Annotated in this window: 21 protein-coding genes and 2 other annotated features (1 of these 23 cut by a window edge); of the genes, 1 reads left to right on the plus strand and 20 read right to left on the minus strand. The window is 26.3% G+C overall.

Translation table 11 applies throughout. The annotated features are described in order from the left end of the window. Positions 1-162, minus strand: a binding site (T-box leader) (it extends 17 nt beyond the left edge of the window). 36 nt (positions 163-198) lie between these two features. Together murJ (WAO56_RS08100) and murJ (WAO56_RS08105) are read right to left on the minus strand one after the other, a co-directional pair. Continuing rightward, positions 199-1,725: a murein biosynthesis integral membrane protein MurJ gene (gene murJ / locus WAO56_RS08100; protein ID WP_422143051.1), complete on the minus strand. Its 1,527-nt coding sequence runs from the start codon at positions 1,723-1,725 to the stop codon at positions 199-201. A gap of 75 nt (positions 1,726-1,800) precedes the next feature. Continuing rightward, positions 1,801-3,336 carry a murein biosynthesis integral membrane protein MurJ gene (gene murJ, locus WAO56_RS08105; protein ID WP_422143052.1) on the minus strand — a complete coding sequence of 512 codons (1,536 nt, stop codon included), beginning with the start codon at positions 3,334-3,336 and terminating at the stop codon, positions 1,801-1,803. Positions 3,337-3,466: 130 nt separating this feature from the next. On the opposite strand from murJ (WAO56_RS08105), the gene WAO56_RS08110 reads away from it, so the two are divergent. Further along, positions 3,467-4,813: a helix-turn-helix domain-containing protein gene (locus WAO56_RS08110; RefSeq protein WP_422143053.1), complete on the plus strand. Its 1,347-nt coding sequence runs from the start codon at positions 3,467-3,469 to the stop codon at positions 4,811-4,813. A gap of 3 nt (positions 4,814-4,816) precedes the next feature. Here the strand turns inward: WAO56_RS08110 and WAO56_RS08115 are convergent, their stop codons facing one another. From WAO56_RS08115 to nrdR, 18 genes are all read right to left on the minus strand, one after another. Next, positions 4,817-5,908, minus strand: a complete 1,092-nt coding sequence (locus WAO56_RS08115) for a tetratricopeptide repeat protein (protein WP_422143054.1) — start codon at positions 5,906-5,908, stop codon at positions 4,817-4,819. Beyond that, a complete protein-coding gene (locus WAO56_RS08120) occupies positions 5,908-6,633 on the minus strand; it encodes a hypothetical protein (RefSeq protein ID WP_422143055.1) in 726 nt (241 codons plus the stop codon). The genes WAO56_RS08115 and WAO56_RS08120 overlap by 1 nt, the downstream gene beginning before the upstream one ends. After that, positions 6,630-8,354, minus strand: a complete 1,725-nt coding sequence (locus WAO56_RS08125; protein ID WP_422143056.1) for a DUF4080 domain-containing protein — start codon at positions 8,352-8,354, stop codon at positions 6,630-6,632. The genes WAO56_RS08120 and WAO56_RS08125 overlap by 4 nt, the downstream gene beginning before the upstream one ends. Before the next feature lie 36 nt (positions 8,355-8,390). Further along, entirely contained in the window at positions 8,391-10,088 is a 1,698-nt protein-coding gene (gene argS / locus WAO56_RS08130; RefSeq protein WP_422143057.1) for an arginine--tRNA ligase, read from the minus strand. 12 nt (positions 10,089-10,100) lie between these two features. Next, complete coding sequence (locus tag WAO56_RS08135) at positions 10,101-12,473, minus strand: endonuclease MutS2 (protein WP_422143058.1); 2,373 nt, start codon at positions 12,471-12,473, stop codon at positions 10,101-10,103. Continuing rightward, positions 12,473-14,785, minus strand: coding sequence for a DUF3656 domain-containing U32 family peptidase (locus WAO56_RS08140; protein ID WP_422143059.1), 2,313 nt, complete (start codon positions 14,783-14,785; stop codon positions 12,473-12,475). The genes WAO56_RS08135 and WAO56_RS08140 overlap by 1 nt, the downstream gene beginning before the upstream one ends. Further along, positions 14,786-15,343 (minus strand): cell division protein ZapA, encoded by a 558-nt coding sequence (gene zapA / locus WAO56_RS08145; RefSeq protein ID WP_422143060.1) that lies wholly within the window; start codon positions 15,341-15,343, stop codon positions 14,786-14,788. It lies immediately after the preceding gene. A 1-nt stretch (position 15,344) separates the two neighbouring features. Next, on the minus strand, positions 15,345-17,723 hold the full coding sequence (pheT, locus tag WAO56_RS08150) for a phenylalanine--tRNA ligase subunit beta (RefSeq protein ID WP_422143061.1): 2,379 nt from the start codon (positions 17,721-17,723) through the stop codon (positions 15,345-15,347). Between the two features lie 9 nt (positions 17,724-17,732). Next, the gene (gene pheS, locus WAO56_RS08155; protein WP_422143062.1) at positions 17,733-18,755 is read right to left on the minus strand and encodes a phenylalanine--tRNA ligase subunit alpha; all 1,023 of its coding nucleotides are present in this window, start codon (positions 18,753-18,755) and stop codon (positions 17,733-17,735) included. Positions 18,756-18,805: 50 nt separating this feature from the next. Next, positions 18,806-19,000, minus strand: a binding site (T-box leader). After that, complete coding sequence (locus WAO56_RS08160; protein WP_422143063.1) at positions 18,962-19,750, minus strand: TrmH family RNA methyltransferase; 789 nt, start codon at positions 19,748-19,750, stop codon at positions 18,962-18,964. (Overlaps the previous feature by 39 nt.) After that, positions 19,743-20,399, minus strand: coding sequence for a potassium channel family protein (locus WAO56_RS08165; RefSeq protein WP_422143064.1), 657 nt, complete (start codon positions 20,397-20,399; stop codon positions 19,743-19,745). The genes WAO56_RS08160 and WAO56_RS08165 overlap by 8 nt, the downstream gene beginning before the upstream one ends. 7 nt (positions 20,400-20,406) lie before the next feature. Beyond that, positions 20,407-21,750 carry a TrkH family potassium uptake protein gene (locus tag WAO56_RS08170; RefSeq protein ID WP_422143065.1) on the minus strand — a complete coding sequence of 448 codons (1,344 nt, stop codon included), beginning with the start codon at positions 21,748-21,750 and terminating at the stop codon, positions 20,407-20,409. An 84-nt stretch (positions 21,751-21,834) separates the two neighbouring features. After that, on the minus strand, positions 21,835-22,185 hold the full coding sequence (gene rplT / locus WAO56_RS08175) for a 50S ribosomal protein L20 (protein ID WP_422143066.1): 351 nt from the start codon (positions 22,183-22,185) through the stop codon (positions 21,835-21,837). Positions 22,186-22,207: 22 nt separating this feature from the next. Next, positions 22,208-22,399, minus strand: coding sequence for a 50S ribosomal protein L35 (rpmI, locus tag WAO56_RS08180; RefSeq protein WP_243660554.1), 192 nt, complete (start codon positions 22,397-22,399; stop codon positions 22,208-22,210). A gap of 14 nt (positions 22,400-22,413) precedes the next feature. Next, complete coding sequence (gene infC / locus WAO56_RS08185; protein WP_422143067.1) at positions 22,414-22,878, minus strand: translation initiation factor IF-3; 465 nt, start codon at positions 22,876-22,878, stop codon at positions 22,414-22,416. Positions 22,879-23,097: 219 nt separating this feature from the next. Next, the gene (gene asnS / locus WAO56_RS08190) at positions 23,098-24,483 is read right to left on the minus strand and encodes an asparagine--tRNA ligase (protein ID WP_422143068.1); all 1,386 of its coding nucleotides are present in this window, start codon (positions 24,481-24,483) and stop codon (positions 23,098-23,100) included. A 1-nt stretch (position 24,484) separates the two neighbouring features. Continuing rightward, a complete protein-coding gene (locus WAO56_RS08195) occupies positions 24,485-25,798 on the minus strand; it encodes a replication-associated recombination protein A (protein ID WP_422143069.1) in 1,314 nt (437 codons plus the stop codon). A 90-nt stretch (positions 25,799-25,888) separates the two neighbouring features. Next, positions 25,889-26,335 carry a transcriptional regulator NrdR gene (gene nrdR / locus WAO56_RS08200; RefSeq protein WP_422143070.1) on the minus strand — a complete coding sequence of 149 codons (447 nt, stop codon included), beginning with the start codon at positions 26,333-26,335 and terminating at the stop codon, positions 25,889-25,891. Between the last annotated feature and the right edge of the window lie 3 nt (positions 26,336-26,338).

Raw genomic sequence — 26,338 nt, forward strand, 5'->3', positions numbered from 1 at the left:
TCGCGGTACCACCCTAATTAGGTAAACCTCTCTCATTGTTTTAACGCTTCTAGCGGAATAATCTACTCCAAGATGTCAATTTTAGTATGCATAATAAGTTTCACCAGGCCTTATCTCTCTAAAATACATATTCTAAAATACCCTTCTCTTCTCTGTATTTCTAATTATCATTATATAATATTTATTTATTAAGTCAATTTATTTTTTTCTGCTTAGTTTATTTTTAATACTATTTAAAAGTGCGTATAACTCTTTAACTCTAAATAGCAATAATAAAATTAAATATACTAGAGCAGACATCATAATAGAAATTAGCAAACTAACATTACTACCAAATATATTATTTAATAAGCTAAATGAAATATATGCAAATGCTCCCATTAATAGACTTGCTATAATCATTTTTATATTTTCTTCCTTGAAGATTTTCAAGTCTGAAAATTCTCCAATTTTCTTTCTAAGCCTTAAGTATAGAGTTATTGCACCATAATAAGCAGCAATTGTAGAACCTAAAGCTAAGCCTGTTAAACCAATAAATCTCGATAATACTATACTTGTAACTATATTTACCAGTACCATGTAAAAAGAATTTATTGTAGGGGTTTTTGTATCCTTCAAACTATAGAAGGATTTAAATAAAACATCTCTGGCGCCTATTGCCAAAAGCCCTAGTGCATAAAATAATAAACAAGGAGCAGTTAATACAGTATCTTCCGGTTTAAAAATTCCTCCTTCATAAACCAATCTTACAATTGGCTCAGACAATACAGCAAGTCCGATCATTGCCGGTAAAACCAGTATATTCATTGAGGTTAAAGTATCCAGTATGGTTTTTTTAAACTCCTTTATATTTCCTCTACTAGCTATTTTACTTAATAGTGGATAGGCCACTGTAGTTATTGATACAATGACTATTCCATTTACAAATTCACTTAACTTCGAAGAATAATTCATTACATTAATGCCTTGTGTACCTAAAATCAAGGAAGAAAGATTTTTATCAATAATTATATTTAATTGACTAATAGATGTTCCAAATATGACCGGTATAGCCATTATTAACATACTTTTTATTTCCGGCTCTCTTATATTCAAAATTTTAGTCCATTTAAATTTTCTTTTTCTAATTGCCGGTATGTATGGAACAAATTGAGCAATAGTAGCAAAGGTAAGACCTATAGCTAAAAAGTACACATTAACGTATTTACCTAAAAATAATGATATTAGTATGAAAAAATTTAAAATAAACCCCTGTATTGCCGGAACTACAAATTCATTTTTACAGTTCAAATAACCTCTATAAACTGTAGCCACAGCCATGGCAGGTAAACTAAAATATGTAATTTGTGTAAATATCGTAGTTAACTCCCTAGGTCCACTTTCTAATTTAAATGCAAATAAATAAGTAATCTGCTTTGCGAAAATCTGACAAATAACCATTAAAATAAGACTTATTACCAAAATAATATTACCTAAGTTACTTGTAAATCTATCGGCTATTAAATATCCTTCTCTGTCCTCTAATCTTTTATAAGTTGGAATAAATCCTGTAGTAATTCCTACGGATATAAAACTAAATATTACAACAGGTATTGACATAGCTAAATTAAATGCAGCTGCCACATCACCGGTTCCAAATAATCTTGCTAAAACAGCATCCCTTAAAGCTCCTATGACTTTAGATGTAATTGTTATAATCATTAAAATAATTGTAGTGGCTTTCATGTTTCCCCCTTATTTATCTACTATAAACTATAACTTTACCATATTTGTATTTTTCAGGCAATAAAAAAGAAGCTTTTAGCCTCTTTTTCTAATTTTCCCAAATTTATTTTTAAAACTGTTTAAGGTTCTAAATAATTCCCTTACATTTAATAAGTATAAGCACAAACCGTATACTATAACTGCAAAAATCACTGCAATTAGTAAAGAAATAGTACTTCCTAAATAATTTAATATAAATTTATATAGTAAATAGGAAAGTCCACCCATAATTAAACTGGATAATATCATTTTTGTATTTTCTCTTAAAAATATTCTTATTCCACCAAATCTACCTACTTTTCTTTTTAGTCTTATTGCCAATGTAAATGAGCCAAAATAAGCTCCTAGTGATGTACCTAGAGCAAGTCCTGGTAAACCAATAAAATATGCTGCTATTAAACTAAGTATTAAATCAACAAAAATCATATATACAGAATTAATAGTTGGTGTTTTAGTATCCTTTAAAGCATAAAAAGATTTTAGTAGTATATCTCTAAAAGCTATTCCTACTAATCCAAAAGCATAGCACTGTAAAGTTTGAGCTGTAATTATAGTATTCTGTTGAGTCCATTCTCCTCTATTAAATGCTAAATTTACTATTGGTATTGCATATACCATAAGACCAATAGAAGCAGGGTAAACCAATATATTCATAGAGTCCATTGAAGATAAAATCATTCTTTTGAATTTTCTAATATCTCTTGATGCTGTACTTTCACTTAGGGCTGTATAGGCAACGGTTCCTATTGATACAACTACAATTCCATTTACAAATTCACTTAATCTAGATGCATATTTCATTGTAGAATATCCACCGACAGACTGAATAAATGTAGCTAGGTTTTTGTCAATCATAACACCTATTTGACTAACAGATACTCCAAATATTACAGGAATTGCTAAATATAACATACTTTTTAGGTACTTATCAGACCAGTTGATTTTAGGTGTCCATTTAAATCCTGTTTTTCTTACAGCTGGAAAGTAAGGAATAAATTGTACCATTGTTCCTAAGGTTAGACCTATAGGAAGTATATATATGTTTATTTTTGAACCTAATATAATTGAAACTATTATAAAAAAATTTAAAATAAAGCCCTGTATAGCTGGTACTAAGTAGTTTTCTCTAGCATATAAATAGCCTCTATAGACTGTAGCAACTGACGTAGCAACTAAACTTAAATAGGTTATTCTTAAAAAACTAGTTGCTAATGCATGGGATTTTTCCGGAAAATTATAGGCTAATAACTTAGTTAAGGGGCCAGCAAAAATCTCACAAAATATAACAATTACTATACCGATTATTATACTAACATTTCCCATATTACTGGTAAATTTATTAGCTAATAAAACACCTTCGTCTTTTTCTATTCTCTTATAAGTAGGAATAAAACCTGTAGAAATACCTACAGCTACAAAACTAAATATTAATATTGGTAAGTCCATAGCTATATTAAAAGCATCGGCAACTATACCTGTTGCAAAGTACTTAGCCAATAAGGATTCTCTTAGTAAACCTAAAAATTTAGATATTACTGTAATTATCATTAATAAAAAAGCTGTTGACTTCATAATTTCTCCTAATTTTTATATTAAACATAAAACATATTATAATATAAAAAAGTATAATTTGCTAGATTTGTTATTGCCTATAAAGTTATATGCTATACTAATAGTATAATAAAATAAGGAGCTCTATGTTATGTTTTTCAAAGAATTATTAAATTTAACTACACTTAAAATACAAAAAAATAATGTACCTATTAATAATGAAATAATTCATATTAGAACTAATAACTTTATAGATGACAAAAATACACTAAATATTATTGATGGAAATTTATTAAATAAGGTGAAAATTAAGAAGGGTAATTATTTAATTTTTAATTATAATAAAGATATTTCCTTAGATTCAAGTATTAATTACATTATTAGTAATTTAAAAAATAGTAATGAAATTGTAGATATTGTAAATGAGTCCTTACATAAATACAATAATTTTATTTTTTTAGTCTATGATATTATTACAAATAATAAGGGAATTGATAATTTATTAAAAATTTTAAAAAACGAATATAATTCAAATGTATGTATTTTAGGAAATAATAAAAAACTAGTTTACAATATCTTTGATTTTAACAAAGTTAACGATATATTCCCCCTTAAAATATCAAAAAAAGCATCTTCTAGAGTTTATGGTTACCTAGCTTTTGAAAAAATAGATGAAAAGTTTAATGATAATATATATAAATTAATAGGTATTATTGATACATATATTTATAATAGTATTAGCAAATTCATTAATACTAAGGATAAGTTCTATGATACTATTAAAAATTTATCTGTTAATAACTTTACAGATGAAGATATGGATATATTAAAAACTCTAAACTGGAATATAAATGACCAGTATAGACTATATAATCTAAAATTAGAAGGTGGTCTATTTAAATACAGAGATATGTTTATACATGGAAATAGGTTTATATTAGATTATCCTATGTACCTATATTCTATAATTATAAATAATAACTTACTAATACTTTTAAATGAGTCAAATTTAAATAATAATAAAGTAATTTCGGACATAGAAAATTATATTGATAAATACAATTTTAATTATTCTTCAATATACTTAAGGAAAAATTTGTTAAATTTTTATAAGGCCTATGAATTAACTAAATATATAGTTGATAATAATTTAAATATTAAAGAAAATATAGATTTAAATTTAGACAAATTAATATTCTCCATGTCAATTTCAAATAATTTTATTGAAATTGCCATACCAGAAGAATTAATAATTTTAAAAAATTATGATGAGGGCAAAAATTCAGAATTATTAAAGACTCTCTATTACTACCTAATTGAAGAAAGGTCTTTAATAAAAGCTTCTAAGCAGATGGATGTACATAGAAATTCCATTGTCTATAGAATTAATAAGGTTAATGAACTTGTTGATATAGATTTAGAAAATTCGAATTCTAGGCAAAATATTTTAATTGCATTGGAAATTCTAGATAAATTAAATCCAGGATTAATAAAATAATTATTAATCCTGGATTTGTTCTAATAAAATCATTGCATTGTTAAAAATATCTTCCGAAATATCGTAATATTGTATAATATTTTCTAAATCTTCTTTCGCTTTTTTATTTTCACCTATATTTAAATATATAACAGCTCTATTAAATAATAATTTTTCATTATCCTCATATTTTTTTAAACCTTTTTCTATTATTTCTAAAGCTAAATCTACATATCCTACTTGTGATAAAAAATAACCATAATCTATATAAAATTCTACAGCTTTATTATTAAAATCATCTGCTAAAGAATAATTTTTAAAAGCCTTGTTATTCTCCATTAATGCAAAATACGCATTAGCTAAATAATAATATTTTCTATAATCGTATATATCTACATTTTCCAAACTTTCTACTACTTCATAAAATTTACCATTTTCAAGTAGATATTTACTTTCTAATAGTATTACTTCAACCTGTAAAGAGTCTATTTTTTTGTTTATTTCCTTTTCAATTTCCTCTATATTACTTATATTTAAATTACTCAATTTTTCCTTAGATTCTAAAAAATAATAGTTAGCCTTTATTAAATTGTTTCTATTTAATTCAATATTTCCAAGTAAAAAATATGTTAGTGGATAATTTTCATCAATAGATATATTTTGATTTAAAACTCTTTCAGCTTCTTCTAAAAATATATAGTTGTTTTTAGTCTCATATAATTCTAAAAGTGATAAGGCATAGTAATAATTACTACTTGCATCTTTAAAATTATCATAATTAAATTTTAAAAAAACATTAGATGCTTCTAAATCATTTTTTAATTCATTAATTGACAAATTTAAAACCGCTCCTTTTAAATTTGTAATATTTTTAACTAAAAAATCAAAATATTTTTTTGCATATTTAAAATCTGGGTCAATTGCTAAATTAAATATTATTCCTCTAAAAAAATATTTAAACTCTATTTCCTCGTTAAAAGTTCCCGATTTTATCTCTTCTACAAAATCTTTTTTTAAGATAGGTAGCGGAAAATCAATATTTACTAACTTCTCTCTTAATTCTAAATATAAGATTTCTTCAGATTTTGATTTATAATAATCCCTAATATTTTCCATTAATCAAATTTCCTCATATATTCTCTTTTTCTCATAGATGAACCATTTAATACTTCAAATAAATTGCCTCTATATATCAAAAATATACTATATAATAATAATATCGCCAATGAAATTACTATATCTAAAATATTTCTATTAAATGAAATATTAAAAGGCAGTATATAAGGTATTTTAAAAAGCCATAAAACTCCATAAATTAATAAATTTGGTATTCCCCAGTTTATAATATTATTCTTTAAAAATTCTAAAGAATGGATTAAGGTACCTTGGGAATCATAATTTTCCAAATATATAGATTCTGGTAAGGCATTAAAAATTATTAATATTATTGGTAATATTAAATAGTATATTTTATATAAACCACCTATTTGTAAAATTAGTCTTACTAAATAAAATATAAAAGCTATTTGAATTATTTTATACATAAATTGGCTACTATTATCTTGAATAAACCCTCTACCTTTTCCATTTTCCTTTACAGCCCTGTATAAAATATTCATTACAAAGGATATTGCAAAAATTTCCAATACATATATTAGGACTCCTATTATTATCGATAGAACTCCTACGCCAAAAATTGAGTATAAAACATTACTAATAATGTTAACTGCCAGTGAGCCTGCTAATATTGCAAATGCTACTATGAAAAAATATCTTATTCCTTTAAAGGTATTTGTTATGGCAGTTTTTTGTACATAAAAAAAATCTTTTAGATAATTCATATTATCTCCTTATAATAATTTGTTATATTATAAAATGCATTATTTGTATTGTCATATAGGACTATACATTTTTTTTCATAATAATTGTTATTTTCCATAACATCAATTATATCATAATTAAATTTCAAGATAAAAATATTCTTAACTAGTTTTTTAGTAGTTATATCTAAAGCATATTCTCCAATAATATTTAAAATTTCTCTATCTTTTAGTAATTCATGTTTTAAATTATTTTCTATTATTACCGCATCTAAAAAATAAGGAATTTTTTTATTTGTAATTATATAATCATGTATTAATAATTCTTTAAGAATATTCTTAAATTTAAAATCCTTATATTCAATAAATTTTTTAAAAATTACATATAGATTATTCCTTGAGTGATTTTTAAAGTAATAATCATTAATTTTCCAATAGTTTGAAAAATCATTAAAAAAGTCAAAATCAGTTTTATAGAAATTTTTAACTAAAAATTCAAAAGTATTAATAAAATATTTTTCATTATAATATTTATCTACTAAGGTTTCTATAAGTTTAATCTTTTGAATTTCTTTATAACTAATCCATTTAGTATATATAACTTCAAATGGTGGGTCATCATCATAAACTATTTCATATTCTTTACTTTTATACCATAATGGCGACCCTTTTAAAACTTTTAAAAAACCTAATTGAAGTTTATCTGGTCTAATTGACAAAATATCATTAAAGGATTTTTTTAAACTCTCATAGTCTTCAAAAGGAAGTCCTGTAATTAAATCTAAATGTAAGTGAATGTTATTATAACTTATTATTTCTTTACAGACCTTTTTTATTTGCTCAAATTCTCCTACTCTTTTTATAGCTTTACAAGTTTTTACATTTGTCGACTGGACTCCAATTTCAAATTGGAAGAGATCTTTTCTCAAATTCTTAAATAAGTCTAAATAATCCCCATCTATTAAGGTCGGATGTATTTCTAAATGAAATGTTGTTATTCCCTTATCATTTTCTTTAATAAATTTCATTAACTCTAATGCACGATTTTTATCATAATTAAATGTTCTATCTATAAATTTAACTAGAGGTACTTCTAAATCAATAAATCTTTTTATATCTTTTTTACATCTTTCTAAATCAAAATATCTAACTTTTTTAGTCGATGAGGAAAGACAAAATTCACAATTATAAGGACATCCTCTTGAAGTTTCATAATATATTATTTTTTTATCCTTAATATAGTCATCGGTATATTCAAATTCAGAAATTGATAAATCATCTATTACTTGATAATTTGTATTACCTTGTATATTGTTATTATTTCTTTCTACAATTCCATTTGGTAAAGTGTTTTCTTTTCCTTTTATATAATTTAGTAGTTTTAAAAAAACAAATTCACCTTCACCTGAAATAATATAATTTAAACTAGTATTTTCTTTTAATAATTCTTCTCCATTATAGGAAACTTCCGGTCCCCCTAAAATGATTATAATGTCTTCTTTTATTTTTTTTATTTTTCTACATATTTTTAAGGTTTCTTCAACATTCCAAATATATGTAGAAAAGCCAATAATGTCATAATCATTTTTCATAATTTCATAGATAATATCATCAATATTTTGATTAATTGTAAAGTCCTTTGTATCTACTTCATAATAATCCTTTACAGTTGATTTTAAATACTGTATTGCTATATTACTATGAATATATTTTGTATTTAATGATGTTAATAGTATTTTCATTTTTCACCTATCTAAAAAAGACTAGTTAAACTAGTCTTACATTTTTTCAGGAGCTGCAATTCCCAATAAATTTAAACTTGTTGTTAAAACTACCTTTGTTGCGTAAGTTAAAAGCAATCTAGCACTTTTCAGATTATCTTCTGCTGAATTTATTGGACATGAATTATAAAATCTATTAAAGGCCTTTGCTAATTCAACAGAATATCTTGTAACAAATGATGGTTCTAACTTATTAGCAGCGTTTTCTAAAACATTACTAAAATTATCTAAAATTTTAATTATAGCTATTTCTTCATCTTCTTTTAATAAGGTATAATCAACATTTTCTTCAACTTGGAAGTTGACTTTATTTAAAATTGATGATGCTCTAGCATTTGCATATTGAACATATGGACCTGTTTCACCATCAAAATTTAATACTTGGTCCCAGTCAAACACATAATCTTTTATACGATTATTAAATAAATCTTGGAAGATTATTGCTCCAACACCAATTTCCCTTGCAACTTTTTCTTTATTCTCTAAGTCTGGATTTCTATTTTCAATTATTTCATTGGTTTTACTTATGGCTTGATTTAATACTTCTTCTAGAAATATAACTTTTCCTTCTCTGGTTTTCATTGCACCATCCTGCATAGATACCATTCCAAAGGAAATATGAACACAATCGTCTGCCCACTCATATCCCATTTCTTTTAAAACTGCCACAAGCTGTTGGAAATGTAATCTTTGTTGTGATGCTACAACATAGTTGTTTTTATAAAAATCGTAGGTTTTTTTTCTGTATATAGCTGTAGCTATATCCCTTGTAATATAAGTACTTGAGCCATTGCTTTTTTTAATAAGCACTGGTGGTAAATCATACTTTTCTAAATCTACTATCATTGCACCTTCTGATTCTTTTAATAGACTTTTTTCTTCAAGTTCCTTAATTACTTCTTCCATAAATTGAGAATGATAGGCCTCTCCATGATAGTTGTCAAATTTAACTCCTAATAATTCGTAAACCCTATTAAATTCCTTTAGACTTATATCCTTAAACCATTGCCATAATTCAACGGCTTCTTCATCTTTCTTTTCCAGTTTATCAAACCAATCTCTTGCTTCATCCATTAAGGATTCATCTTCTTTAGCCTCTTTATTATATCTAACATATAAATTAAGCAGACCATTAATAGGATCTTTATCTATTTCTTCTTTACTTCCCCATTTTTTATATGCTGAAATCATCATTCCAAATTGTGTACCATAATCCCCAATATAGTTTATTGCAACTGTGTTATAATCTTGATATTTTAATATATTGTTAATGGAATTACCAATTACAGTGGATCTTAAATGTCCAATATGAAAGGGTTTGGCTATATTTGTTGAAGAAAATTCAACTACGGCTGTTTTACCTAAACCTATATTTTTTGAACCAAATTTTTTATTATTTAAAACCCCTTCTAAAACTTCCCTTGTTAATAATTCATTATTAACAAAGAAATTAATATAGGGACCTGTATTGACAATATCTGAAAAGAATTCCCCCTTAGTAAGTTTACCAACTAATTCCTCTGCAATTAAATTTGGTGCTTTTTTAAAAATCTTTGCAAATTTAAACATAGGAAAAGCATAGTCACCCATACTTGATTCCGGCGGTATTTCTATAAGAGAAATTATTTCATCTCTTGAAATATCCAGTTTCAATTCTTCTAATTTATCTGCAACCTTAATTTTAAAATCTATCATATTTACCTCTCATTACTTTATTTGTACAACTGTTACACCAGTACCACCTTCAGAATAAGAACCTATTCTATAAGATTTTACATATTTGTTCCTTTTTAAATAATTTTGAACACCTTGTCTTAAAACTCCAGTACCTTTACCATGTATTAATCTTATTTCTTTAATTCCTACTATATAAGCATCATCAATAAATTTTTCTATTTCATAAATAGCCTCTTCTATATTATAACCTCTTAAATCTAATTCACTACTTATATTTTTATTAGCTTTACTTTTTATAATATTTTTTATATTGGTTTTTGCTTTTTTTTCATCAGTAGATTCTACAAGTTTTAAATTATTAATATTTGCATTTAGTTTAATTATACCTACTTGAACTTGAACATCACCTTTTTTATTTGGCCTAGAAATTACTTGACCTATGTCGTTCATACCTAGTACTTCTACTTCATCCCCTATGGTTATTTCTCTTTTTTCTCCATTGTCTACTGTGTCCAAAAGTCCTTTTTTACTTACATTTTTCTTTAGTTTTTTATTAAAATTTTGTTCAATTTTAGTAGCTTCATAGGCAATATTTTCTTCAGAGCTACTTTGTAGATATTTCAATTTTTTTAACAGCTCAGAGCTAGAATCTTTAGCTTCCTGCACTATCCTATAGGCTTGTTCCTTTGCATCTTCAATAATTTTAGCTCTAGATAATTTAGTCTTATTAATTTCCTCATTTAGCTCGGTTTTTAATAGACTAATTTCTTCTTCTAATTTTCTTTGTCTATTTCTACTTTCTTCAATTTCACGTCTATCATATTCTATTTTAGATAATATATCTTCGAAGTTTTGATTTTCTTCTGATATTAATTTTCTAGCCTCGTTTATAATAGCTTCACTTAAACCTAGTCTTTTTGAAATTTCAAAAGCATTGGATTTACCAGGTAAACCTATTGTTAGTCTATATGTTGGACTTAGGGTATTTACATCAAATTCCACTGATCCATTTTTTACTCCTTCAGTATTTAATGCAAATAATTTTAGTTGAGAATAATGGGTAGTAGCCATTGTTCTTATATTTTTGTTTAATAATTTTTCTAAAATTGCTATAGCTAAGGCAGCACCTTCAGTTGGGTCCGTACCTGCTCCTAATTCATCAAAAAGCACTAGGGAATTATATTTCAAATTATTCATTATCTCTACAATATTTGTCATATGTGAAGAAAATGTACTTAATGATTGTTCTATACTTTGCTCGTCTCCAATATCTGCATAAATTTCATCAAAAATAGCTATTTCAGAATTTTCTTTACAGGGAATTAGTAACCCTGACTGGGCCATTAAAGTTAGTAGACCAACTGTTTTTAATGTTACTGTTTTTCCACCAGTATTAGGACCTGTTATAACTAAAGTATTATAATCTCGGCCAAAATCAATATCAATTGGAACTACCGTATCTTTATTTAATAAAGGGTGTCTAGCCTTTTTCAAATTTACTATACCTTTTTTATTAATAATAGGCCTAGAACAGTTATATTCAATAGCTAAATTAGCTTTTGCAAATATAAAATCCAATCTAGATAAATTATTTTGATTAATAATTAAATCATCTCTTATTTTTAATAATTCTAAAGATAATTCTCTTAATATTTTTTTTATTTCCTCTTCTTCTTTGGCTTCTAATATTCTAATATCGTTATTTATTTCTACTACAGCCATTGGTTCTATAAAAGAAGTAGCTCCTGAAGATGATTGATCATGAACAATACCCTTTATTAAATTTTTATTTTCTGATTTTACCGGTATAACATATCGGCCATCTCTCATTGTTACAAAAGAATCCTGTAATAAGTTTTGTGAATTTTGTGATTTTAAAATATTATTTAATTTTTCTCTAATAGAATTAGACTTACTTAATATTTCCCTTCTAATTCTTTTTAGTTCACTACTTGCATTATCACTTATTTCATTTTCTGAAATAATAGCATTTGAAATTTCTTTTTCAATATTGTTGTATTCTGTTAAAGAAAAAATTATATTGGAAATAATCGGATACTTACCTTCATTTTCAATAGTGTAAGGTAAATATTTTTTTATTTCATAAACTGACCTTAACAAAGCAGAAGCATCTAAAAGTTCTCTAGTACTTAAGCTTCCACCTTTCTCTACATGTCTTAATGGTAATATAAAATCATTAATTTCATATATAGATGGATTTCCAAAAGCAAATATCAAACTAGTGGCTTCTTCTGTTTCTTTTAATTTCTCTTCAATTTCTTCAAAATCAGAAATAGGTTCTAGTTTACTAGATATTTTTTTTCCTAATTTTGATTTCGTATAATTTACTAATTTATTTATTATTGTATTGTATTCTAAAATTTTTAAAGCTTTATCATTCATTAATTTATACCTTTTAAAAAATGCCCCTTAGTATATTTTCCCTTATTATTATCTATTTTATAGGATTTCCCACTATTAATTTTATCATAATATATATTTATTAAATCATCTACTTTATTATAAGCAATAATTCTTAAATTGCCACCTTTTTCCAAATTAATATCATTAACAATATCGTAAATATCTAATATTTTATTATGGTAAAGTTCACTATAGCCTTCATATCTATTAATTAAAAAGTATTCATTATTATTGTTTTTCAAATAATGATCTTTAGAAAATTTACATAAATTACAATTACTATCGTCTTTACAACCTTTAATAGTACTAAATGGACAATTTTTCATTACCATAGAAGTTAAATATCCATGAACTAAAATTTCAAAATTACTATCAATTTTTGTAACTATATCATTAATTTCATCTATATTTAATTCTGTTGACATTGTAACTCTATGCAGACCTAAGTTTCTCAAAAGCCAATAAGTTTTACTATTTAATACATTTAATCCAATGTCTCCAATAATTTTTAAATCAGGAAAATTCTCTTTAACAAACTGAATATCCCCTAAATTGTTTATTAAAAATCCCTTTAGGTTCCTTGTATCTCTAATTTCTTCATTTAGCTTTCTCAGGTCCTTTGTTGTAGCTATTCTTGGTGTTTTGAAATAAAATTCTCCAGTATTTTTTTCATAATTATTTGTATAAATATCTCCATAATTATTTTTTATATTCTCTACTACATCAATTAATTCCAAATTAATATTTACATCAGAAGCATTTGTAGATATATCATAGTCAAAGTCTATACTTACTCTATTTAAAAATTCCCTATTATTAAAATTACTAAATATACTATCCAGTTTTGATATTATATCTCTTCGTAACTCATTTAAAACCTTTATAGGTATAAATATATTATCGTCTAATTCTAAATTAATTGACTGTAATTTATAATTAGTATTTCCCATTTTAGACAATTGTTCTATTATTCTGTCTTCAGTTAATGGTTGTTTTATTGCCTTTAGTACAATATGATCCGATTCCACAGATACTGATTTATTACAACTTTTAGCGTAAATTTTCGGATTTTCTCCAATTTTCCCAATAAATTTAATATCTATATTTTTACGATTATCTATTTTAGTTTTTTCTAATTCATTTTTTATTTTAATCGAGCTTGTTCTTCTAACTCGTGAATTAATTTTTGAATCGTGGATATGCTCACTAAAAAGTTTTTCTCCAGTGGCATAATCCTTAGTTAATGTAAGTTGAATAACTTTGTCTTTTTCTGTTTCAAAAAGAAGAATATCACCTTTCTTGACTTCAATAAAGAATTTAATTGCCTTTTGTCTATTTTCTTTAATAATTTTCCCAACAATTATACCTTTTTTATTCTTTTCTCTATTCATTTCAATAAAATCTTTTCCAAAGCTATAATTAATTAATCCTTTTGTATAACCTCTATTAGACACTTCATCTAAAACAGAATCGTCAATATATTCATTATTTAATTTAGTTTTGTATGTTTTAACTACTGTATAAACATACTCAGGTTTTTTCATTCTTCCTTCAATTTTAAAAGATTTAATTCCTATATCCCTTAATTCCTTTATATTTTCTATTGTACATAAGTCTTTGGGACTTAAATAGGATTTAGGATTATTTTTAGAATTTAAAATTTCAAATCTAGAATTGTACAATGTATATTCTTTTCTACAAGGTTGAGCACACTTTCCCCTATTGCCGCTTCTACCACCAATATATGAACTCATAAGACACTGACCTGAAGATGAAACACACAAGGAACCATGAATAAAAACCTCTAGTTCTATATCTACATTTTCAGCAATATACTTAATTTCATCTATTGGAGTTTCTCTAGCTAAAACAATTCTTTTAAATCCTAACTTTTTCATTAACTTAGCACCATAGTAATTGTTAATATTAATTTGTGTACTAGCATGCACCTCTAATTTAGGTAAGTATTGCCTTATTAAACTAAGTAAACCTAAATCCTGAATTATAACAGCATCAACATCTGAATTATATAATTCAATTATATAGTTTAAAGCATCGTTTAATTCATAATCATGAAGTAAAGTATTTACAGTTACATACACCTTAATATTATTACTATGACATTTCTTTACTAAATCCCTAATATTTTCTATTGTAAAATTTTCTGCATAGGCTCTTGCACTAAAGTTTTTTCCACCTAAATAAACAGCATCAGCTCCTGCTTTAATTGCTGCGTCTAACATCAACAAATTTCCTACAGGAGCTAATACTTCAAAATCATAATTTTCCAATTATAAAACCTTACCCTTAATTTTATCCAATTCTCTTTTTACAGAATTAACTATTATTAATGTTTGTGTATAATCCCTTCTTAAACTATCTATATTTTCATTTAAGTTTTTAATGGTAATATTTTTACCTTCCAGTTCTTGTAAATAGTTTGAAACTTCTATTTTAAGTGTGTCAATATGTTGATTTAATTTTTTTATATTATTAGTATAAATATTAACCTCTTCTTTAAGCTGTAGATTTTCCTTCTCTAATTTATCTATACTATTGATAAAGTTTTCATTCTTTTCTTTTATAGCTCTTTTTTCTTGTTGAAAACTGTCAATTTCTTCTTTTAAATTAGATATTTCCAAACCATTGTTTGTAATTTCCTCACTAAAATATAGTAATGCTAAGCTTAGAAGCATTTCTTGTTTTAAATTAGGATTATTTTTCCTTAATTCTGATAATTTAATATTAATTTTATTTGTTATTTCTTCAATTGATTCCTCTGATTTATCAGATTTTATTGTATAGGTATTATTTAATATCTTTATATTATATTTTGTTTTTTCAGACATTTTAGCTCCTTAATTTAGCATCAAAGCCTTTATCCAACTCATTTAATATATTATCTACAATAATATTTACTTCCTCTTCTTTTAATGTTCTTTCTGGTGATTGGAAAACTATCCTATAAGCCAAGCTCTTTTTTGTTTTGTCAACATGTTCTCCAGTGTATATATCAAATAAATCTATACTTTGAACAATTCCCTCTCCTGATTTTTTTATTACTTCTTCAATTTTTGCTGTTTCTAAGTTTCTGTCTACAACAATTGCTATATCCCTTTCGATACTAGGGTATTTTATAATTTTTTTGTATTTTTTCTCTAGGTCTACAAATTTTCCAACTATGGATAAATCTATTTCTGCAATATATACTCTTGAACTAATATTATAATTTTCTGCTACTTCATAGCTAATTTCACCAATTTGTCCTAGTACTTCACCCTTAAATATTATATTAGCCGCTCTACCTGGATGAAATGTCTTATTATTTGATAAAGTTGTAAATTGTAAATCTTTTAATCCTAACTCATTTAAATAAACAGTTACTATATCCTTTATATCATAAAAATCATATTTACCATACATTCCTAATGTTACTTTTTTACTTTCCACTGGAAGTTTTTTTGAATCATATGAATGAAATGTATTTCCTAATTCATATACCTTAAACTCATCAATTTTATTTTTACTATTTTTTTCCAATACATTTAAAATATTTGGAATTAAAGTAGTTCTCATAACACTAAAATCTTCTCCTAGTGGATTTTTTAATGTAACAAGTTCTTCATCTTTAACATCTTTTAAAATTTTTGAATAGGCCTTTTTACTAATAAAGGAATAAGTAGTGGCTTCATATAATCCTAGTGCATACATTATATTTTTAGTTTCATCTTCTATTAATCTACTATCAGATCTTTTTCCTCTTAATAAGCCTCCACCTAATGGTTCTGGTTTAATATTATGAAAACCATATAATCTTCCAACTTCTTCAATTATATCTTCCTCTATATTAATATCAAGTCTAAATTTAGGAACGGTTATTACTAAAATATCTCCATTAACTTCTACTTTAAACTCTAAGTTTTCTAAATAATTTACAATTTCCTCCTTAGAGATTTCTGTTCCTAATAATTTATTAATTCTATTGTAATTAATACTGATTATTCTATTTTCTTGAGGATTTTTATATATATCATAGGAGCCTTTAACAACTGTTCCTGAATTTGTTTTTTCTATAAGTTCACATACTCTTTCAGCGGCATATTTACTTATTTCTGGGGATATTCCCTTTTCAAATCTTTGAGAAGCTTCAGTTCTTAATCCTAGATGTTTAGAAGTTCTTCTAACTGAATCACCATCAAATACTGCAGATTCAACTAAAATAGTTTTTGTACTGTTAGTTATTTCACTATTTAGTCCTCCCATAACTCCGGCTATAGCTACCGGTTTTTTTCCATCAGATATAACTAAATCCGTTTTTCTTAATTTTCTACTATTATTATCTAAAGTTGTCATTTCTTCATTTTCATCTGCTTGTCTTACAATAATTTTCTTGTCTTCTAAGGTTTCAATATCAAAAGCATGGAGAGGTTGACCTAGTTCTAATAAAACATAATTTGTTATATCTACAATATTGTTTATTGGTCTCATTCCTGCTTGCATTAAGTAGTTTTGCATCCATTGAGGAGATTCTTTTACTACTACATCTTTTACAACTTTACCTACATATCTTAAACAATTATCAGACAAAACTTCAATTGAATTAAAGTAATCCTCTATTTTATCTTCTTCTTTTTCTATAGTAATTTCTGGTAAATTGATTTTTGTATTAAAAGTAGCTGCTACTTCTCTTGAAATTCCTACTATAGATAAACAATCAGATCTATTTGGTGTTATTTCAAATTCTATAACCGAATCTTTTAACTGTAAAGCATCTATAATATTTTCACCAATATTACCATTTTCTAAAATAATAATTCCATTTGCAGAGTTTTTAGGTATTACATTATCAGCATATCCTAACTCCTCATATGAGCATAACATTCCTGTTGACTCTATTCCTTTTAAATCAATAGGTTTTATTTCTAAACCATCTGGTAATATAGCTCCTAGCTTTGCAAAGGCTACTAAATCCCCTTCTTTCATGTTTTTAGCACCTGTAATTATTTCAACTATTTTCTCTCCATAGTCTACTTTTACTAAAGATAATTTATCAGCATTAGGATGTTTTTTTATTTCTAATATTTTTGCAACTACTATATTATTTAATTTTTCTCCTAAATTTTCAACAGATTCAACATGTGAACCTGATAGTGTAACTTCATTTATTAATTCCATAATATCTGTGTCGATATTAACATATTCTTTCATCCAAACTATTGGTAATAGCATATATTCCTCCTAAAACTGTTCTAAAAATCTCTTATCATTATCATATAATAATCTAATATTATCAATTCCATGTTTTACCATTGTAATTCTATCTACGCCCATTCCAAAGGCAAATCCTGAGTAAACTTCTGGATCTATACCACAATTTCTTAAAACGTTAGGATGAACCATTCCACACCCTAATAGTTCCATACTCCATCCTGTATAATTACATTCTGGACATCCTTCACCATGGCAGGCAAAACATGATACATCTACTTCTGCAGATGGTTCTGTAAAAGGAAAATAATGTGGTCTGTATCTGGTTTTCATATCTTCTCCAAAGAATTCTCTAATAAATACATCTAATGTATGTATTAAGTTAGACATAGTAACATTTTTATCCACTACTAATCCTTCAATTTGATGAAACATTGGTGAATGTGTATCATCTACATCATCAAATCTAAAAGTTCTCCCAGCTGACACCATTCTTATTGGAGGTTTGTTATTTAACATAGTCCTAATTTGAACTGTTGATGTATGGGTTCTAAGTAAAATGTCTTCATTAATATAAAAAGTATCTGATAAATCCCTAGAAGGATGATTTTTTGGTGAATTTAATAAATCAAAGTTATTTGCAACAGTTTCTACTTCTGGTCCTTCAATAATTGAAAATCCCATTGTTTGAAATAGATTTTCCAATTCTTCCATAGTTTTGTTTAGTGGATGTCTATGACCTATTTTTAAAGATCCTTTTTTGGCTGTTACATCTATTTTTTCTTCTTCTATTTTTATTTTATTCATTTTTTCAATTAATTCTTTTTTTCTTATTGCAATATAATTTTCTATATCATTTCTAATTTCATTTGCATATTGTCCAACAACAGGTCTTTCTTCTTTAGATAATTTACCCATTCCTCTTAAAACTAGAGTCAATTCTCCCTTTTTCCCTAATATTTTAACTCTAATACTTTCCAATTCATCTAAATTTTTTATTTCATTTAGTTTAGCTAAAGTTTGCTCTTTTATATTCAATAATTTATTTTTCATTTTTCCTCCTAATTAGTATCCTATTTTAAATAAAAAAATCTCCCATCCCAAAATGGGACGGAAGATTTCCGCGGTACCACCCAAATTATGAAAACATCACTTAATTTGAAACTATATATCGTTAGTTAACGCTCAGAATTACCTGAGAACTCCGGAATGAATAGGGATAGTTTAATTACTATGTTTCACCAATTCATAGCTCTCTATTAATTAAAATCTATCTTTTTTTCCTTCTTTGTTTTTATTAAATTAAAATAAAACATTGTAACCGATGCTGCAATTGCTGCATTTAAAGATTCAACATTTTTTGAAATAGGAATAATAACATTTTTATCAGAAATATCTATAATTTTCTTATTTACTCCATTTGCCTCATTTCCAATAATTATAGCATGTTTTTTTATATCTGTCATATTATATATACTCTCAGCACTATTGGATAATGCCATTGAATATAATAGATGCGTATTTTTTAAGGTATTTAAATCCTTTAATTCTATTTCTTTTAAATTAACTCTAAATATAGAACCCATAGAAGAACGTAATACCTTATAATTATATATATTTACACAGCCATTTATTAAGAGTATATTATTATATCCAAAGGATTCAGCTGTACGGATTATTGTCCCCATATTTCCTGGATCTCTAATATTATCTAAAATTAGAAGATTATTGTTAAAATCTATTGTTTCATTTTTTAGAAAATCACAGCTAGCCATTATTCCTTCAGGATTTTTCATTTCTGTTATTTCATTAAATAATGAATTTTTTAATAGAATAATATTTACATTACTGTCCTTTAATATATTTAAATTTTTAAAATCCTCATTTATAATTATATTTTTAATTGATACTTTTGACTCAAATGCTTCTATTAACATTTTTTTGCCTTCAATTAGAAATAATTTATTCTTTTTTCTGCCAGAATTGGTTTTTAAAGATTTAAGCTTCTTAAACTCTTTATTATCCTTACTTTCTATTTTTTTAATCATTTGTAATATTAACCAACTCTTCTATATCGGAAGTTTTTCCTACTACTGACAATATATCTGAATCTCCTATTATTAAATCAGCATCAGGATTAATGATAATATCTTCATTACGTCTTACAGCAATAATACTTAAATTATATTTATTTCTTATTTCTAAATCCTTTATCATTTTATTTGTCCAGTTTTTAGGAGCCTTTATTTCCATTAAGCTAAATTCTTCAGATACTTCAATAAAATCTATAATGCTTTTCTTAGTTAAGCTATGGGCTAATCTTAGTCCTGTTTCTTTTTCCGGAATTATAACCTTGTCTGCACCAATTTTTGTCATAATCTTCCCATGTAAGGTATCTTTTACTTTAGCTATTACAGTGTCTACTCCCAATTCCTTTGCTGTTGCAGTAACTAGTACAGAAGCTTCAAAATTTGAACTCATACCTATTATAACTACATCAAAATTCTGTACCCCTAAATCTTCCAGTACACCTTCTGCAGTAACATCTGCTGTTACTGCATAGTTAACAAATGGACTAATTTCATTTACTACATCTTCATCTTGATCTATTACCAAAACCTCTTGATTTAATTCAGATAGTTTTAAGGCTAAAGATTTTCCAAATCTACCACAACCAATAACTACAAATTGTTTCATTTCTCACCTATCCTAAAATAATATTTCCGTAAGCTTCCTTATATTGTTTCTTCTTCTTGTCTTTTGAAAAAGCAAATAATAAAGTTAACATTCCAACTCTACCTAAATACATAGTCAAAATAATTAACAACTTTGATATATTTGCTAGCTCTGGAGTAATTCCTCTACTAATTCCTACTGTTGCCGTAGCTGAAACAACTTCATAAAAAACATCTAGTGGAGGAAATGGTTCTATAATAATTATTACTAAAGAAACAAATAATACCCAAAATGTAAAAATAATAAATACTGTAATAGCTTTAAATACCTGTTCTGTTCTAATACTTTTATTAAATACTACAATATTTTCATTTCTCTTTACTTCATTTACTACAGTAATTATTAATAATGCCAATGTCGTTATTTTTAAACCACCTGCTGTACTAGCCGGTGCTCCCCCAATAAACATTGTAAGTATACTTACAATAGCACTACTATCCTTTAGTGCCGCTTGGTCTATTGAATAATAACCTGCAGTTCTTAATGTTACCGATTGAAAAAATGATGCTATTGTTTTATCTTTTGTATTAAGTCCTCCTAAGGTACCTGGATTATTATACTCAGCTATAAATATAAAAACCGCTACAGAAACTATTAAAAATCCTGTTCCTATTAATACAATTTTAGCGTGTAATGAGTACTTCTTAAAATTAAATTTATATGCCGTTATATTCATGTATACATTAAATCCAAGACCACCTAAAATTATTAATCCGGCTATTGTTAACATTACTAAAGCGTTTGAATTATAATTAGTTAAACTTGAATCGCCTAAAATATCAAATCCAGCATTACAAAAAGATGAAATTGAATGAAATATACTATACCAAATACCCTTTCCTAAACCATATTCAGGTATAAAAGTAATAGATAGTAAAGCCGCTCCTATTAATTCAATAATAAAAGTTGATGCTAAAACGTATTTTATTAACTTTACAAGCCCCTTCATATTATCTGTACTTAATTGTTCTTTTATTACTAATCTTGAAGATAAGGTAATTCTTTTACCTAAAATCAATGCCATTAATGTTGACATTGTCATTATTCCTAATCCACCAATTTGTATTAATACAATAATTACAACATGTCCAAATGTACTCCAATGGCTAGCTGTAACTACTGGAGTAAGTCCAGTAACACAGACATTCGACGTTGAAACAAAGAGGCAATCTATGTAATTACCTACACTACCATCTGCAGATGATATAGGAAGCATTAATAAAAAGCTTCCTATTATAATTACAGTAAAAAAACCTAAAACTAAATATAGTGATGGATTATCTATTATTCTTTTTTTTCTTATAGTTTTCATTTTAACCACTTCTGATATATTTGATTTATATATATTATTTGTTTTAATTATTTAGGTAAACAAAAAAACCCCAAGTTTTGGGATTTAAGCGTTTTTAGCTATTTCTACTAATTGTGCAAATGCATTTGGATCGTTAATAGCCATTTCAGATAACATTTTTCTATTCATATTTATATTAGCTTTTTTTAAACCATGCATAAATTTACTATAGCTTAAGCCGTTTTGTCTAGATGCTGCATTTATTCTAGCAATCCATAATTGTCTAAAATCTCTTTTTCTTCTTTTTCTACCTATATAAGAATAAGTCATTGACTTAATAACAGCTTGATTTGCTGTTCTATATAATGTAGATTTTGATCCATAATAACCTTTTGCTGCTTTTAATACTTTTTTATGTTTAGCATGTGCTGTAACACCACGTTTAATTCTTGCCATTTAATTTTCCTCCTAACAATATTTATGGAATCATATGATTAATTCTTTTTTGATCTCCACTGCTTACTAAAGTACCTTTTCTTAAATTTCTAATTCTCTTTGGAGATTTCTTAGAAGTTAAGTGACTTTTATAAGCTTTGAATCTTCTTAATTTACCAGTTCCAGTTCTTTTAAATCTCTTAGCAGAAGCTCTATGTGTTTTCATCTTTGGCATAATATTCCTCCTAATTATTTATCTGTAATTGAGTTTAGTATCATAATCATACTTCTACCTTCCATAGCAGGCTTTTTCTCAATTACACCATTTTCTTCAGTCAATTCAGCAAATTTATTAAGAACATCTCTACCAATTGCAGTATGTCCTAATTCTCTTCCTCTAAATCTAACAGAAACCTTTACTTTATCCCCATTTTGTAAAAACTTATTAGCTCTTTTAGCCTTTACATTTAAATCATGTGTATCAATATTTGGGGAAAGTCTCACTTCTTTAACATTGATTGTCTTCTGTTTCTTTCTAGATTCCTTTTCTTTTTTTATAGTTTCGTATTTAAACTTACCATAATCCATAATCTTACAAACAGGTGGATTAGCAGTTGGAGCTACATTTACTAGATCAAGATTACTCTCCCTAGCTAATTCTAATGCTTTGGCAATAGGAACTATTCCTTTCTGTTCGCCTTTGGCATCAATCAATCTAACCTCTTTTGCTCTAATCTCATCATTAATTTGTAATTCCTTAATAATACACACCTCCGTGTTTTTAAATAAAAAATGGCAGGTAGAAATACCCGCCAAAATTACAAATATAAACGTAATTAAATTAATACCTTATTCATCTAATGATAAGGTGAGAGCGGATAACTCTACTTATTCAACATTGCCTATTATACTATCAAATAATTCTTATGTCAACTAATATTCACAATGACCTACTGTTCTTGGAAATGGTATTACGTCCCTTATATTTGTCATACCTGTTAAATACATAAGCATTCTTTCAAATCCCAAGCCATAACCACCATGCTTAGCAGTACCAAATTTTCTCAAATCTAGATACCAACTATAATCTTCTGGTTTTAAACCTGCTTCTTCAATTTTATTTAATAGTACATCATATCTATATTCCCTTTCACTACCACCGATTAATTCACCTATACCAGGCACCAATAAATCTGTAGCAGCTACAGTTTTACCATCTTCATTAAGTTTCATGTAGAAAGCTTTTATTTCTTTTGGATAATCGGTTATAAAAATAGGACCATTAGCTATTTTTTCACTTAAGTATCTTTCATGTTCTGTTTGTAAATCTATTCCCCATTTTACAGGATAATCAAACTTTACATCTGCTTTTTCCAATATATCAATAGCTTCTGTATAGGTCATTTTTTTAAATTCACTATTTGATACTTTCTCTAATCTTCCTATTAACCCTTTGTCAATAAAATTATTGAAAAACTCCATTTCTTGTGGGCATTTTTCAAGTACATATTTAATAATATATCTAACCATATCCTCTGCTAAATTACATACATCTTCTAATTCAGCAAAAGCTATTTCTGGTTCTATCATCCAAAATTCTGCAGCATGTCTTGGTGTATTTGAATTTTCAGCTCTAAAAGTAGGACCAAATGTGTAAACATTTCTATGGGACATAGCATAAGATTCAACTTGTAATTGTCCACTAACTGTTAAATTAGTTCTTTTACCAAAGAAATCTTCCGAAAAATCTACATTTCCATCTTCATCTTTAGGTAGGTTGTTTAAATCTAAAGTAGAAACTTCAAACATTTCTCCAGCACCTTCTGCATCAGATGCCGTAATTATTGGTGTATGCACATATACAAATCCCCTTTCATTAAAGAATTTGTGAATAGCATAACTCAGTTCAGACCTAACTTTAAAAACAGCATTAAAGGTATTGGTCCTTGACCTTAAATGTAATAAAGTTCTTAGAAATTCAAAAGTATGTCTTTTTTTCTGTAAAGGATAGTCATCAGAAGATTTTCCCTCTACTACTATTTGTTTAGCTTGAATTTCATATTTTTGCTTTGCATTTGGCGTACTAACTAATTTCCCATTTACAATAATAGCACTACTTAAATGTAGTTTACTAATCTCTTCAAAATTCTCTAGGTTTGAATCCACTACTACTTGAATTGGTTTAAATTGAGTTCCATCGTGAAGTTCAATAAATCCTAATTTTTTTTGAAATCTTGAATTTTTAATCCAGCCAGCTACTTCTATATCTTTGTCAATATATTCTTCGTATTTTTTTTCTAAGTCCTTTAATAATATCAATTTATTTCTCCTTTAACTTTTTCATATATTCTTTAATATTTAATTCATATCCTATATCACTTGGTATATAATATTTCTTCTCTTTAAAATTGTTTGGAAAATATCTTTGTTCAACATATGAATTTTCATAGTCATGAGGATATTTATAACCCTTACCTATTCCTAATTTCTCTGCTCCCTTATAATGAGCATCTTTTAAATAGTTAGGTATTTCTAAGTTAGTATTATTATTAATATCACTCATAGCATTTTTTATTGCTAAATAAGATCTGTTACTTTTAGGTGCAGTTGCTAAGTATAAAACACCTTGGGCTAAATTTAATTGAGCTTCTGGTAAGCCAATTATTTCCACAGCCCTAAAAACATTATTAGCCACTTGAAGTGCATTGGGATCAGCATTACCTATATCCTCTGATGCAAATATAACCATTCTCCGAGCAATAAATTTAGGATCCTCTCCTGATTTTATCATTTTAGCTAAATAAAGTATAGCTGCATCAGGATCAGAACCTCTCATAGACTTAATAAATGCAGAAATTGTATTGTAATGATAGTCTGAATCTTTATCATACAAGTTTGTTGTATTTAAAAAAGATTCTTCAACAATTTTTTTATCTATTAATATAATACCATCTACAGGTTCTGTAGAAAGTACTGCAACTTCTAAGCCATTTAAAGCAGCTCTAACATCACCGTTAGATAATTTAGCAACAAAATATAATGTTTCTTTATTAATTTCAACATTATATTTTTTTAGTCCATTTTCTAGAGTTAGGGCTCTTTGTAAAGCCTTAACTATATCATCTTCTGTAAGATTTTTTAATTCAATTATTTTACATCTTGACAATAGCGCCTTATTAACTTCAAAATATGGGTTTTCTGTAGTTGCCCCAATTAAGGTTATTAATCCATTTTCTACATGAGGTAATAATGCATCCTGTTGCGACTTATTAAATCTATGAATTTCATCAATAAACAATATTGTACCTTTATTATAGAAGCTTAAATTAGACTCTGCATTTTTTACAACTTCTTTTATGTCCTTAACTCCAGAAGTTACAGCAGATAATTTTTCAAATACCCTATTAGTTGTATTGGAAATTATCATAGCTAAAGTCGTCTTACCAATACCTGGTGGTCCATAAATAATCAATGAACCTATTCTATCGCTCTTTATTAATCTATCTAAGGGGCTGTTTTTATAAATAATATGTTTTTGACCGTAAAAATCCTCTAGGGTTTTTGGTCTAATTCTATCGGCTAAGGGTGCATTTTTATTAATTGATTTTTTTCTACTGTATTCAAATAAATCCATTTTTATCTCCAAACTTTTATTAGCATTTTACCATATCTTACCTAAATATAAAAATAAAAAAAAGACAAAATTGTCTTTTTTTTATTTAAACTATTTGATTTTTTCTATTTCATCATAAAATGAACTAACATCTTGAAATTCTTTATAGACAGATGCAAATCTTACATATGCTACTTTATCTATTTCTTTTAACTTTTCCATTATTATTTCACCAATTAAGGAAGAAGGAACTTCTTTTAAATTTAAATGATTAATATCTATTTCAATTTCCTTAGTCGCTTTTTCTAAATCTTCCATTGGAACTTTTCTCTTATAACAAGAACGAACCATTCCATTTAAAATCTTATTTCTATCATAAGCTTCCCTTTCTTGGTTTTTCTTTATTACAATAAGAGGATTATTCTCATATTTCTCATAAGTAGTAAATCTCCTCTTACATGACAGACATTCTCTGCGTCTTCTAATTGAAGTTTCAGAATCTACTTGTCTAGAGTCCACAACTTTAGTATTTGTTGAATCACAGAAAGGACATCTCATTAA

The sequence above is a fragment of the Miniphocaeibacter sp. genome, assembly GCF_049276255.1.
Classification (GTDB): Bacteria; Bacillota; Clostridia; order Tissierellales; family Peptoniphilaceae; genus Miniphocaeibacter.